At 61.6% G+C, this 13,738-nt stretch carries 12 protein-coding genes; 1 reads left to right on the forward strand and 11 read right to left on the reverse strand.

Annotation, left to right across the window (positions count from 1 at the left end; translation table 11 throughout):
• Positions 1-37: 37 nt before the first annotated feature.
• The 10 genes from AB4048_RS03685 to AB4048_RS03730 all read right to left on the reverse strand — a co-directional run bounded on the left by AB4048_RS03685 (position 38) and on the right by AB4048_RS03730 (position 10,091).
• Positions 38-292, reverse strand: a complete 255-nt coding sequence (locus AB4048_RS03685; protein ID WP_442200570.1) for a GlsB/YeaQ/YmgE family stress response membrane protein — start codon at positions 290-292, stop codon at positions 38-40.
• Positions 293-347: 55 nt separating this feature from the next.
• Positions 348-1,793 (reverse strand): dihydrolipoyl dehydrogenase, encoded by a 1,446-nt coding sequence (gene lpdA / locus AB4048_RS03690; RefSeq protein WP_442200571.1) that lies wholly within the window; start codon positions 1,791-1,793, stop codon positions 348-350.
• Positions 1,794-1,852: 59 nt separating this feature from the next.
• On the reverse strand, positions 1,853-2,494 hold the full coding sequence (locus tag AB4048_RS03695; RefSeq protein ID WP_442200572.1) for an SGNH/GDSL hydrolase family protein: 642 nt from the start codon (positions 2,492-2,494) through the stop codon (positions 1,853-1,855).
• 19 nt (positions 2,495-2,513) lie between these two features.
• Positions 2,514-3,845, reverse strand: coding sequence for a pyruvate dehydrogenase complex dihydrolipoamide acetyltransferase (locus AB4048_RS03700; RefSeq protein ID WP_442200573.1), 1,332 nt, complete (start codon positions 3,843-3,845; stop codon positions 2,514-2,516).
• A 14-nt stretch (positions 3,846-3,859) separates the two neighbouring features.
• Positions 3,860-5,236: a pyruvate dehydrogenase complex E1 component subunit beta gene (locus AB4048_RS03705; protein WP_442200574.1), complete on the reverse strand. Its 1,377-nt coding sequence runs from the start codon at positions 5,234-5,236 to the stop codon at positions 3,860-3,862.
• Between the two features lie 18 nt (positions 5,237-5,254).
• The gene (gene pdhA / locus AB4048_RS03710) at positions 5,255-6,301 is read right to left on the reverse strand and encodes a pyruvate dehydrogenase (acetyl-transferring) E1 component subunit alpha (RefSeq protein ID WP_442200575.1); all 1,047 of its coding nucleotides are present in this window, start codon (positions 6,299-6,301) and stop codon (positions 5,255-5,257) included.
• Between the two features lie 180 nt (positions 6,302-6,481).
• Positions 6,482-6,793 (reverse strand): FtsB family cell division protein, encoded by a 312-nt coding sequence (locus AB4048_RS03715; protein WP_442200702.1) that lies wholly within the window; start codon positions 6,791-6,793, stop codon positions 6,482-6,484.
• A 146-nt stretch (positions 6,794-6,939) separates the two neighbouring features.
• On the reverse strand, positions 6,940-8,214 hold the full coding sequence (eno, locus tag AB4048_RS03720; protein ID WP_442200576.1) for a phosphopyruvate hydratase: 1,275 nt from the start codon (positions 8,212-8,214) through the stop codon (positions 6,940-6,942).
• Between the two features lie 147 nt (positions 8,215-8,361).
• Positions 8,362-9,207 carry a 3-deoxy-8-phosphooctulonate synthase gene (gene kdsA / locus AB4048_RS03725; RefSeq protein WP_442200577.1) on the reverse strand — a complete coding sequence of 282 codons (846 nt, stop codon included), beginning with the start codon at positions 9,205-9,207 and terminating at the stop codon, positions 8,362-8,364.
• On the reverse strand, positions 9,204-10,091 hold the full coding sequence (locus AB4048_RS03730; protein ID WP_442200578.1) for a VOC family protein: 888 nt from the start codon (positions 10,089-10,091) through the stop codon (positions 9,204-9,206). The genes kdsA and AB4048_RS03730 overlap by 4 nt, the downstream gene beginning before the upstream one ends.
• Positions 10,092-10,406: 315 nt before the next feature.
• On the opposite strand from AB4048_RS03730, the gene lexA reads away from it, so the two are divergent.
• Positions 10,407-11,123 carry a transcriptional repressor LexA gene (lexA, locus tag AB4048_RS03735; RefSeq protein ID WP_442200579.1) on the forward strand — a complete coding sequence of 239 codons (717 nt, stop codon included), beginning with the start codon at positions 10,407-10,409 and terminating at the stop codon, positions 11,121-11,123.
• Here the strand turns inward: lexA and AB4048_RS03740 are convergent.
• The gene (locus AB4048_RS03740; protein ID WP_442200580.1) at positions 11,117-13,543 is read right to left on the reverse strand and encodes a ComEC/Rec2 family competence protein; all 2,427 of its coding nucleotides are present in this window, start codon (positions 13,541-13,543) and stop codon (positions 11,117-11,119) included. The two genes, lexA and AB4048_RS03740, sit on opposite strands and share 7 nt — an antisense overlap.
• Positions 13,544-13,738 lie beyond the last annotated feature (195 nt).

Raw genomic sequence — 13,738 nt, forward strand, 5'->3', positions numbered from 1 at the left:
GCATCTTACCCGACAACCGCTTGGCGCCGTTGATGCGCTAAGCTATCGCCCTTGCAATCAGCACGACGACGATCGCTCCAACCGTCGCGTGGATGATCTGCACCACAAGCGCATTCTCGATGCCCAGCGATATTCCGAGCGCGTGAAAGAGAAACCCTCCTACGAATGCGCCGATTACGCCGCTCAGCAGGCAGCTGATCAATCCGCCCCCGCCGACCAGCATACTTGCGAGGAACCCCGCGACCAGACCGATCAGCAGAAAGACGAGCAGCGTCTGCGTATCCATAGACATGATGATTTCCTTTCGTTTTTTCCACCCCCGAGATAGAGGGCGGCGAAGGAAACTATCAAGCGTTCAGCACCCGGCCGTAGGCGTCGAGCACCGCTTCCTTCATCGTTTCGGATACCGTCGGATGCGGGAAGATGGTGTGCATCAGTTCTTCTTCCGTCGTCTCCAGGTTCATCGCGACGACGAAGCCCTGGATGAGTTCGGTGACTTCCGCGCCGACCATGTGCGCGCCGAGCAGCTCGCCAGTCTTCTTGTCGAAAATGACCTTGCAGAGGCCCTGATCCTCGCCAAGCGCGATCGCCTTGCCGTTGGCGGCGAAGGAGAAGCGACCGACGCGGATGTCGCGGCCCAGTTCCTTTGCCTTGGCTTCGGTAAGCCCGACGGACGCGACCTGCGGATTGCAATAGGTGCAGCCCGGAACCTTGCCCTTATCTGTTGCATGGACGTTCGGCAGGCCGGCGATCTTCTCGATGCAGACGACGCCCTCATGCTCGGCCTTGTGGGCGAGCATCGGCGGGCCGGCGACGTCGCCGATCGCGTAGATGCCGGCGACGTTGGTCTTGCCGTAGCCGTCGATCACCACGCACCCGCGGTCCGTCTTCACGCCGACCGCTTCAAGGCCGAGATTTTCGATGTTGCCCTGCACGCCGACGGCCGAAATCATGCGATCAGCCGTGATCTGCTGGACCTTGCCGTCCGCGGTTTCGACATGGGCGGTAACGCTGTCGGCAGCCTTCTCGACCTTCGTCACCTTGGCACTCGTGAATATCTTCAGGCCGCGCTTTTCGAGCTGCTTGCGCGCGATCGCCGTCACCTCGGCGTCCTCGACCGGCATGATCGTGGGCATGACCTCGACGACGGTGACGTCGACGCCCATCGAGCGGTAGAAGCTCGCGAACTCGATCCCGATCGCGCCCGATCCCATGACGATCAGAGACTTCGGAAAAACGTCCGGCTTCAGCGCTTCGAAATAGGTCCAGATCAGCTTGCCGTCCGGCTCGATGCCCGGCAGTGCGCGAGGACGGGCGCCCGTCGCGATGATGATGTGCTTGGCGTTGTAGGTGCCCTCGCCCTTGACGTTCTTCGGCACCGGATGCTGCGGCTCGACCACCGGCTTCGAAGACTTGCCGACGACGATTTCACCCGGCTTGGTGATCTTCGCCTCGCCCCAGATCACGTCGATCTTGTTCTTTTTCATGAGGAAGCCGACGCCGCCGTTGAGGCGGGCCGAGACGCCGCGCGAGCGGGCGACGACCGCTTTCACGTCAGCCGTCATCTTGCCGTCCAGCACGAGACCGTAATCCTTGGCATGGTTGGCATGGTCGAGAATTTCAGCCGAGCGCAGCAGTGCCTTCGTCGGGATGCAGCCCCAGTTCAGGCAGATGCCGCCCAGGTGCTCGCGCTCGACGATCGCCGTCTTCAGCCCCAACTGGCCGGCGCGAACCGCCGCGACATAGCCGCCGGGTCCCGAACCGATGATGATGACGTCGTAATTCTCAGCCATTTTGTTTCCTACCCCTCATTCGGCGGCCCGCCGCAGGCTTGAGGCCGCCTCTTTGGTGTTCAAAGTCCGAGCATCATGCGCACGATCGACTCAACTCCGCGTCCGAGCGCCCGGGTGTTTGCCGCGTCGAGATGAATGCCATCGAGCGGCGTGGTGACAGCGACCGAACCGCCGTCGAAGAAGCCGCAGTTGAGCTCGTCTGCAAGGTCGCGGTAGAGCGTCGCAAGCTTGGCCGATTCCCCAATACCGTCCGGAAAGGATGCCGCAAACGGCGCGTTCGCGGTTTCGGTTATGACCGGCGGCGCAACGATCAGGATATCGGGCGGATCGTAGTCGAACGGCCATGCGTGGTTGCGCACCAGGCGTACCAGCCGGGCGATACCCTGACAGGCCGCGAAAGCGGACCCGGCGACGACCGATTTCATGTCGTTCGTGCCGAGCAGGATGATGATGAGGTCGAGCGGCGCATGCGTCTGCAGGATCGTCGGCAGAACCCGCGCGCCGTTTCGGTCGCAGTCGGCGAGATGGTCGTCGAATGCGGTCGTGCGGCCGTTCAGCCCTTCGGCGATAACCCGAGCCTGACTGCCGAGCGCCTTTTGCAGAACGCTCGACCAGCGGTCCTCATAGGCATGCCGGCCGATGGTTTCGGCATCATAGCCCCAGGTCAAGGAATCGCCGTAGCACAGAACGGTCTTGGTCATATCCATGTCCGTTCAGGGCTCAGACGAGCATGCCCATCGGGTTTTCGATATAGCCCCTGAAGGCGCCCAGGAGTTCCGCGCCGAGCGCGCCGTCCACGCAACGGTGGTCGGTGGAAAGCGTGACGCTCATCATGTTGGCGATGACCATCTGGCCGTTCTTGACGATGACGCGCTGCTCGCCAGCGCCGACCGCAAGGATCGTCGCATGGGGAGGATTGACCACGGCGGCGAAGTTCTTGACGCCCATCATGCCCATGTTGGACACGGCCGTCGTGCCGCCCTGATATTCCTCCGGCTTCAGCTTGCGTTCCTTGGCCCGCTTGCCGAGATCCTTCATCTCGTTGGAGATGGCCGACAGCGTCTTCGTCTCCGCGCTTCGGATGATCGGCGTGATCAGCCCGCCCGGAATGGAGACGGCAACGCCCACATCCGCATGCTTGTGCTTGACCATGTTCACGTCGGTCCAGGAAACGTTGGCATCCGGCACGTCGCGAAGCGCGAGCGCCAGCGCCTTGATCACCATGTCGTTGACCGAAAGCTTGTAGGCCGGAGCGCCGTCCTTCGACTTCGGCGCGGCGTCGTTGAGCTGGGTGCGCAGCGCCAGCAGCGCGTCCAGCTGGCAGTCGAGCGACACATAGAAGTGCGGGATGGTCTGCTTGGATTCCTGCAGGCGCTTGGCAATCGTCTTGCGCATGCCGTCATGCGGCACGAGCTCGTAGGAACCGGGTTCGAAGAGCTTCAGCACGGCCTCCTCGGACATGCCCTTCGGAGCGCTTGGTGCGGCTGCCGCAGCAGGCGCAGCACTCGGCGCGGCAGCCGGAGCAGCCTTTGCTCCGCCGCCGGCAGCAGCCGCCTCGACATCGCTCTTTACGACGCGGCCGTGGGGGCCGGAGCCAGCGATGGCCGAAAGGTCGATGCCGGCATCCTTCGCAAGACGGCGGGCGAGCGGCGACGAGAATACGCGGTTGCCACCCTGCGACGCGGCAGCAGGGGCGACCGCGGGAGCCGGAGCCGCTGCAGGTGCCTCGGCCTTCGGTGCCGGAGCCGGGTCGGCCTTGGCGACGGGTGCGGCGCCATTGCCACCCTTGGCGGCAGCAGACACGTCTTCACCTTCGGCAGCAAGAACGGCGATCAAGGCATTGACCTTGACACCTTCCGTGCCAGCGGGAACGACGATCTTGGCAACCGTGCCCTCATCGACGGCTTCGACTTCCATCGTCGCCTTGTCGGTCTCGATCTCGGCGATCACGTCGCCCGACTTGACCTGATCACCCTCTTTTACCAGCCACTTGGCCAGGTTGCCTTCTTCCATGGTCGGGGAGAGAGCGGGCATTGTGATGTTGATGGGCATCGTGCGGCGCTCCCTTATTTGTAGCAGACGGCTTTGACCGCCTCGACGACTTCACCGACGTTCGGAAGCGCGAGCTTCTCGAGGTTGGCGGCGTAGGGCATCGGAACGTCCTTGCCGGCGATCGTCAGGATCGGCGCGTCGAGATAGTCGAAGGCCTGCTGCATGACGCGGGTGGCGATTTCGGTGCCGACGGATGACTGCGGATAGCCCTCTTCCACGGTGACGAGACGCCCGGTTTTCTTGACGGATTCGATGACGGCCGGAAGGTCCATCGGGCGGATCGTACGAAGGTCGATCAGTTCGACGTCGATGCCCAGCTTTTCGAGCTCAGCCACCGCCTTCACGGCATAGGTCATGCCAATGCCGAAGGAAACAACGGTTACGTCCTTGCCTTGGCGATGGATGCGAGCCTTGCCTATCGGCAGCACGAAGTTATCGAGCTTCGGCACGTCGAAATGCTGGCCGTAGAGGATTTCGTTCTCGAGGAAGATCACCGGGTTCGGATCGCGGATCGCGGCCTTAAGCAGGCCCTTGGCGTCGGCCGCCGTGTAGGGCATGACCACCTTTAGGCCCGGGATCTGGCTGTACCAGGCGGCGTAGTCCTGGCTGTGCTGGGCGGCGACGCGCGCGGCGGCGCCGTTGGGCCCACGGAAAACGATCGGCGCGCCCATCTGGCCACCCGACATGTAGAGCGTCTTGGCAGCGGAGTTGATGATCTGGTCGATCGCCTGCATCGCGAAGTTGAAGGTCATGAACTCGACGATCGGCTTCAGACCCGCCATCGCGGCGCCGACGCCGACGCCGGCAAAGCCATGCTCGGTGATCGGCGTATCGACCACGCGGCGGGGGCCGAATTCCTGCAGCAACCCTTGCGTGACCTTATAGGCGCCCTGGTACTCGGCGACTTCTTCGCCCATGACGAAGACGCTTTCGTCGGCGCGCATTTCTTCGGCCATTGCGTCGCGGAGCGCTTCGCGGACCGTCGTTGACACCATTTCGGTGCCGGCGGGGATCGCCGGATCGGCCGCGACATTGGCCTTCGGTTCGGCCGGAACGGAAGCTGCGGCGGGTGCCGATGGCGCTGGCGCTTCGGCCACCGGAGCAGCGGTCGGTGCCGGTGCGGCAGCGGAAATATCGGAGGCGGATTCGCCGTCCTGCAGGAGAACCGCGATCTTCGCGTTCACCTTGACACCTTCGGTGCCGGCGGGAACCAGGAGTTTACCGATGACGCCTTCGTCGACGGCTTCGACTTCCATCGTCGCCTTGTCGGTTTCGATCTCGGCAATCACGTCGCCGGAGGTGACTTTGTCACCTTCCTTCTTGAGCCATTTGGAAAGCGTGCCTTCTTCCATCGTCGGAGAGAGGGCGGGCATGAGAATATCGATGGGCATGGGTGGTCCCTCCCCGATTTAAAGCAGAATGTCGGTGTAGAGTTCGGATACATCCGGCTCCGGATCGGATTGCGCGAAATCCGCGCTGTCGGCGACGATATCGCGGACGTCCTTGTCCATTGCCTTCAGATCGTCCTCCGTCGCCCAGCCCTTTTCCAGGAGCCGCTGGCGAACCTGCTCGATCGGGTCCGACTCTGAGCGCATCTTCTGCACTTCGTCCTTGGAGCGGTATTTAGCCGGGTCCGACATGGAGTGACCGCGATAGCGATAGGTCAGCATCTCCAGGATGATCGGGCCGTTGCCGCCGCGGCAATGCGCGACCGCCTCGTCAGCGGCCGCCTTCACGGCGCGAACGTCCATGCCGTCCACCTGGATGCCGCGAATGCCGAAGGAGGCGCCGCGCTGCGAGAAGTCGGCCTGCGCGGTGGCGCGGGCGGTCGACGTTCCCATGGCGTAGCGGTTGTTCTCAATGACGTAGATCGCAGGCAGCTTCCAGAGCTGCGCCATATTGAAGCTTTCGGAGACCTGGCCCTGGTTGGCGGCGCCGTCACCGAAATAGGAAACGCTGACGTTGTCGTTGCCGCGATACCTGTTGGCAAAGGCAAGCCCAGTGCCAAGAGACACCTGCGCACCCACGATGCCGTGACCGCCGTAGAAGTTCTTTTCCTTGGAGAACATGTGCATGGAGCCGCCCTTCCCCTTGGAATAGCCACCCCGGCGCCCGGTGAGTTCAGCCATGACGCCGCGCGACGACATGCCGGTCGCCAGCATGTGGCCGTGATCGCGGTAACCGGTGATGACCTGATCGCCATCCTTCAACGCCATCTGCATGCCGACGACGACGGCTTCCTGGCCGATATAGAGATGACAGAACCCGCCAATGAAGCCCATGCCATAAAGCTGGCCGGCCTTCTCTTCAAAGCGTCGGATCAGCAGCATGTCGCGGTATGCCTTCAGTTCGGCATCGCGATCGAACTCGGCGATCGCCCCTTGGACGAACCCCTTGTTGTCGGCTGATTTGGACGTTTTACGGCTGGAAACGGACGCAGTTTTTCGCGGCGCCATTCAACCCTCCCCCTATGATTAGCATCGTTCAGTCTGGACGAGTACCATAGGCAAGAAAATACGCCACAGCAATGCCAGAATTGCATGCCTCGTATTCTACATATCTATTTGATAAATAAACAAAAAATGCGATTAACTAGATTTAAGTTAATCGCACCTGCGGCCCGATTTGCGCCGTTTTCAGTTATTGAAGATAACGATTTCGTCAGCCTTCGAATAGTTCAGCTGATAGCGCGCCTTTTCGTCCAGCATGTCCTTGTCGAGCGAGCCGTCACTTAGTAGTGACACGGCCTTTTCGAGATGTTCGCGCTTGGCGACGAGCACAGCCAATTCGTCGGTGCGCACGAGGCGCTGGCGCTCGAAAATCTCCGTCGCACGCAGACCGTAGTCGCCGTGGATGCAATGATAGCCGAAATAGGAAACAAAGGCGATCGCGATCGCCGGAAGAACGAAACGGCCGAGCCTTCTCTTCTTATGATACTTTGTCCACATGCTCGCCTGCTTGTAACGCCACATCTTCCAGAGGCGACATTAGCCACGAGAGATTAACCGTCCGTTGACTCTAGCGGGCGCGCAAACAAAAACCGCGCCCGGAGGCGCGGTTCAGGGGTCTACAAGATCCGGAAATCTCTTATTTATCAGCCGCGAAGAATGGAGCGGCCGGCATACTGTGCCTGCGGACCAAGCGCTTCCTCGATGCGGATGAGCTGGTTGTACTTGGCAAGACGATCGGAGCGCGACAGCGAACCGGTCTTGATCTGACCGCAGTTGGTGGCGACCGCAAGGTCGGCAATCGTTGCATCTTCCGTTTCGCCCGAGCGGTGCGACATGACGGCGGTGTAGCCTGCCTTGTGGGCGGTTTCGACGGCGTCCAGCGTTTCCGTCAGCGAGCCGATCTGATTGACCTTGACGAGGATCGAGTTGGCGACGCCCATGCGGATGCCGTCGCGCAGACGCGCGGAGTTGGTGACGAACAGATCGTCACCAACCAGCTGCGTCTTCTTGCCGATCAGGTCGGTCAGCGTCTTCCAGCCATCCCAATCGTCTTCCGCCATGCCGTCTTCGATCGAGATGATCGGATACTTCGCGGCGAGCTCCGCGAGATATTCCGCCATGGCACCCGGTTCAAGCGTGCGGCCTTCGCCTTCAAGCACGTACTTGCCGTCCTTGAAGAATTCCGTCGAGGCGCAGTCGAGGCCGAGGAACATGTCTTCGCCGGGCTTGTAGCCGGCCTTTTCGACCGCCTTCATGATGAAGTCGAGTGCTGCCGGGGCGCTTGAAAGGCCGGGCGCAAAACCGCCTTCGTCGCCGACATTCGTGTTGTGGCCCTGCGCCGACAATTCCTTCTTCAGAACGTGGAACACTTCCGAGCCCATGCGCACCGCATCGCGCAGCGTCTCGGCGCCGACCGGCAGGATCATGAATTCCTGGAAGTCGATCGGATTGTCGGCATGGGCGCCGCCATTGATGATGTTCATCATCGGCACCGGAAGCAGGCGGGCATGCGCGCCGCCGACATAACGGTAGAGCGGCAGGTTGGCGCTCTGGGCGGCCGCCTTTGCAACGGCGAGCGATACGCCGAGAATGGCGTTGGCGCCGATCCGCGACTTGTTCGGCGTGCCGTCGAGCTCGATCATGATGTTGTCGATCTGGATCTGGTTTTCAGCATCCATGCCGCCGATGGCATCGAAGATTTCGGTGTCGATGGCCTCGACCGCCTTTTCGACGCCCTTGCCATGGTAACGGCTGCCGCCATCTCGCAGTTCGACTGCTTCATGGGCGCCGGTCGAGGCGCCCGACGGCACGGCCGCGCGGCCCATGCTGCCGTCTTCCAGATAGACGTCGACCTCGACGGTCGGATTGCCACGGCTGTCGAGAATCTCGCGGGCGATGATGTCGGTGATGGCGGTCATGATAGCTTCCTGCTCGCTGGTGGTTAAATCGATTGAAATCTGTCTAGAGCGGCCCAGCGGAATTTTCAATGCCGCGTTGCCGTGACGAAAAGCGTTCCTGCCGCCTAAACGAGTTTCGTGTCAGACGTTTGAACGCAATTCCAGTTTTCAGCCCTTGGCGATGGCATCGAAGGCCAGCAGCTTTTCCAGAAGCCGCGGCATATCCTTCAGATGCACCATGTTCGGCCCGTCGGAGGGCGCGTGATCCGGATCTTCGTGCGTTTCGATGAACACGCCGGCAACGCCGACAGCAACGGCTGCGCGCGCCAGCGTCTCCACGAATTCGCGCTGCCCGCCGGTCGAACCGCCCTGGCCTCCCGGCTGCTGCACGGAATGGGTGGCATCGAAGATTACCGGAGCAACCATTGCCGCCATGATCGGCAGCGATCGCATGTCGGACACCAGGGTATTGTATCCAAACGACGCGCCACGCTCGCAAAGCAGAATGTTCGGATTGCCGCTTGCATTGAGCTTTTCGAGGACATTCTTCATGTCCCACGGGGCGAGAAACTGGCCCTTCTTGACGTTGATCACGCGACCGGTCTTGGCGGCGGCAACCAACAAATCGGTCTGGCGGGACAAAAACGCGGGTATCTGCAGCACGTCCACGGTCTTGGCGACGACGGCGCATTGCTCTTCGGTGTGGATATCGCTCAAGACCGGAAAGCCGAACTCCTTTTTCAGATCGGCGAAGATTTCCATGGCACTATCGAGCCCGATACCGCGCTTGCCCGATAGCGATGTGCGGTTCGCCTTGTCGTAAGACGCCTTGTAGACCAGACCGATCCCCAGCTTGCCGCAGAGTTCGCTAAGCGCACCTGCCATCATGAAGGAGTGATCCCGGCTCTCCATCTGGCAGGGACCTGCAATCAGCGAAAGCTTGCCGCTGTTCGAAAACAGAACGCGAGAAGCGCCCTCGCCTGCGACGACTTCGGAATTTGTCGGATGGCTCATTGTGTCTCCTCGAAAGCAAACAGAGCGCCCTGGCCGAGCGCTGCCTTGATGACGATGCGATTGCCCGCGCGCGTGTGGGTCACGCCGTTAGCAGTCAAATGCGCCGCTGTCACGGAAAGATCGCGGACGCGAAAGAGAATCGCCCTTGCGCGCAAACCCGGGTCCGTCTGGGCGATCCTGAGATCATAGAAGGCTTCGAGCGCTTGCGGCGTCATGACGGCCAGGCGAACGTTTGCCGTCTGAACCGACAGCCCGAATGAATGTTCTTGAACCTTGGCGCCGCCGCAGGCCTGCGAGAGGAAGCCGGCAAAGGCTTTAGGATCCCGAGTGGAAAGCGTTACCTCGGCCATGCCGGTGGTGCCGTTGGCATGCCGCTCCAGCGCACTGCGGTCCGACGGAAGAGGATTGGTCCGCTCGCAGCAAAAAGCAAGGAAATCAGGCGCGCGCAGGTCCGCGGCAAAGGCTAAGCGAAAGCCCGCCACCGATTGCGTCTCGTCGGGCATGCGCACTGGCCGCGAAAACTCGAGCAGCCGGCCGGCCGAAATCGCATTTGCACGAAATCGCTTGTCGTCGGCCGCTGCGTCGGCCGTACCGAACGCAATGGCGGAGAAGCCCTCTTCCCCTTGCCGGAACCGAAAAGCCAGGTCGCGCGCCGTAAAAACGTTACCTTCGGCAGCGCTCGCCACGGTTCGCTCGTGATCGGCAACGCCGAGCGGCTCAAGATAAGTCTGGTCGGCGAGGAATACGCAGGCGTTTTCCGTTCCGAAGGGATGAAGCGCGTCGGCTGCGACCGTAAAGCCAAGCTTACCCAGCCTCTCGCGCGCCGAGGCAATGCTCATTGTCGGCAACACCAGATGGTCAAGCGGATGTGGCGACGAGCTCATGCCCTGCTCCCTCAATCGTCTTCCTCAAGCCTTCACGTGTGGTAGCGTTTGCGCCTTTCCGCGACCCGTTTCAAGCCCAAAGGCTGCGGTGGCAACACCGATACTCCGAATCGGATTGATGACTTGCCCGCCAAGATTTCTGACCGCGTGTGCCAAGAGACCGCGAGAAACGCCCGCAGGCGGCACCAATCGAGCATGCGAAGGTGAAATTCATCATCAGCGCGACCATCTTCACGAAAATTTAAGCACTTGCGGAACACATATGGAACATATAGTGTCCGTTCTGGATTTGTTTCACGATTGGGGCCTCATACAATGTTGACTCGCAAGCAGCAGGAACTGCTACTTTTCATTCACGAGCGAATGAAGGAATCCGGCATACCTCCCTCTTTCGATGAAATGAAAGACGCCCTCGACCTGGCGTCTAAGTCCGGTATCCATCGGCTCATTACCGCGCTCGAGGAGCGCGGTTTCATTAGGCGGCTTCCGAACCGGGCCCGAGCGCTCGAAGTCATCAAGCTGCCTGAGGCCTACAGCCCCAGCATGCAGCCGCGGCGCGGGTTTTCGCCGAGCGTCATCGAGGGAAGCCTCGGAAAGCCGCAGCCGGTAGCGCCCGCCGCGACAAAAACCGCCGACAACGGCAACAATTCGGTTTCCGTTCCGGTGATGGGACGGATCGCAGCCGGCGTGCCGATCTCGGCCATACAGAACAACACCCATGATATCGCCATACCCGCCGACATGTTGGGCTCCGGTGAACATTACGCGCTGGAGGTCAAAGGCGATTCGATGATCGAGGCCGGGATCTTCGATGGCGACACGGTGATCATTCGCAATGGCTCCACCGCCAATCCCGGCGATATCGTCGTGGCTCTCGTGGACGACGAAGAGGCTACGTTGAAGCGCTTCCGACGCAAGGGTGCCTCAATTGCACTCGAGGCCGCCAATCCGGCTTATGAGACCCGCATCTTTGGGCCGGACCGCGTGAAAGTTCAGGGCAAGCTGGTAGGGCTCATTCGCCGTTATCACTGAGCGGTGAAATCGGGGTCCGTCTTGAACGTTCCCGAACGCCAGTCATAGGCTCGGTGGATGTTCCAGGCTCTCGCGATTCCATCGAATGCTGTCGTGGCGATGGGGTTTCCCGAGCCGACATCGATTTCCACCGATCCCGAGCGTCTTAGGCTCGTGGCGCTGAAAATCCGGGCGCCGGTGCGGCAACGGTCCAGTTTCAATCTCGCCGGGGTGACGACGATATCGGCGGTATCACAGGCAGGACCGAGATAGGCGGCTTGGTTGATGGTGATCAATATCTGTGCATTCGACAGCAGTGCGGCGCACCACTCCCGTCCGTTGCAGGCAAACCCGCCATCTGGGACCACATCCAGCGCCCGCTCCATTTCCTGACGGACGATTTGCCGTTGCGCGGCATCCAGCGCGACCCGACCCTGGCGCTTGCTGGCACGCGGAAGAGCAAACATGTCCCCGAGCATGCGTGGTGGCTGCCACGCATCGATTGCCAGCGCACGCTGCCACTGCTCGAAAATGAAATCCGGCGGCCGTTCCCGATTGGGCGCCAGGCGGCCATCTCGCCAGAGCGCAACCAGGTCGCCGTCCTCCGCGATCATCACATCGGGAGGCGGCCGGCCGGGTATTGCAGCGGATAGTGTGACGACGGCAACGATGAGCAGCACTCCAATGTGCCGGAGGCGCGTCCGCAGAAGCCCCATCAGGAGGATGCCGGCAACGACGGCGGGGAACAGCCAGGGCGGCAGCCGGGCGAACGGCACGTTCCCGCCCCAGGCTGCGACGGTCTTCGCGATCGCAATCACCGCATCGAGGCCCAAGCCGGTGATCTTCCAAGGTACGGCATCCAAGCCAAAGGGCATCAATAGCATCGCCAGCATGCCGACCGGCATGACGATGACGGAGACGATCGGCATCGCCGCCAGATTGGCAACAAGGCCGTATGTCGCCAGCCGGTGAAAATGCTCGATGGAGAAGATCGCCGTGGAGGCCCCGCCGATGAGCGAGGTCATCGCAATTCCGGCAAAGAAGCGCCCGGCCGCTTTGATCGGCCAAGGGGTTGGCAACGGAATGATCGTGCGCTCGCGACTGGCCCGCCTTGTCCAAAGCCTGTAGCCGGAGACGAGGGCGAGCGTCGCGGCAAAGGACATTTGAAAGCTCGCCCCGAGCACCTCCGACGGCGATAGCGCCAGGATGACGATTGCTGACAGCGCAACGTTTCGCAGACTGACGGATGGCCGGTCGAGCAGGACCGCCACCAGCATGATCGCCATCATCACAAAGGCGCGCTCGGCCGAAACGCCGAATCCGGAAATGAGATAGTAGGCGGTCACCGTCATAAGTGCGCCAACGGCCGCGAACTTCTTGATCGGACGCGCCTGCGCCACTCCCGCGAAGAGACTGAGCGCGTGGCGCAAGCCGACGTAGAAAATGCCGGCCGAGAGCGCCATGTTCAGCCCCGATATGGCGATGATATGCGCTAGCCCGGAGACCCGCAGCGCATCGATCGTCTCCGGCGAGATGGCGCGCCGCTCGTCGTTGACCAGCGAGGCGGCAAACGCGCCGGTGTCGCCCGGCAGGATGGCGCGGATGCGATCTCCGATCCGTTCGCGCAGGGTCGTCAGTTTCCGTTCGAGGCTTGCGACAAGCGTCGCGTCCTCCATGTCTCCGTCTGGAGACATCCTCTGTGGCAATCCGTAGAAGAAGCCATTTGCGCCGATGCCGTCGAAATAGGCGTCGAAGGCAAAGTCGTGGAGATTGGGCAAAGCAGGGCCGGCAGGTGGAATGAGGCGCGCCCTGCCCCGTACGATATCTCCGGGAACGAAGGGTTCCTGCTTTCCCCGCGCAAGGACCGCGACGCGCGACGGCGAACGTCTCAGCGCCGGCGCCTCCGTCGCCGTGACGGCAACGAGATAGCGCCAACGGCCGCGATCGTCGATCTCGCGGCGCTCGACACGCCCGGTGATCGTGGTCGTGACCGGAACGTCCAGCATGAAAGTTCCCGTTCGCCAGGTTTGCCATTGGGCAAGGAGCATGCCGACAAGCACCAGCATCGCGGCGAACAAAAGGTGGCGCGAAACGGCGCTGGCTTGCCTTTTCACGGCAAGGCTCGCGGCTGAGATCACAACTCCCATGACGATCGCGGCGGTCGGAGGATCGTTGCCGGACTTGAACCAGATGATCGCGCCGCAGCCCATATAGACTGGCGCGAAAAGCAAGGCGCGCCCATGCGCGGCTTCTTCCTGCAATAGCAGGGCAAGTGCTTCGGAAAACGCCGCTCGCGCCAGACGAGCCCTACTTGCCAGCGGCACACGGTCCTGCGTGCGGACCCCGCGTTCCAAGGGAACGGTCAGCGCTGACCCGCCTGTCCTCGGCGGCGGCAGGTTGAAGCTCGTTACCTGCCTGTCTCGCGCTTCGGTGTCGGGCATAGCCGCTGTCAGTCGATGTTCAAGATCCCTAGAAACTTGCAACTATTGATCGAAATTTTCAACAAAAATCGATTGGGTCACCGGTTCGATAAAAGCCTTTCCCAACCGCCGCGACGCTGCTTGTCCATCCTCTCGGAAGAGCAGATATTGCAGTGCCCAAAAGTTGATGACGCGATGCACAAATAGGCGCCACGG

The sequence above is a fragment of the Rhizobium sp. RAF56 genome (genome assembly GCF_052113965.1).
Taxonomy (GTDB): domain Bacteria; phylum Pseudomonadota; class Alphaproteobacteria; order Rhizobiales; family Rhizobiaceae; genus Rhizobium.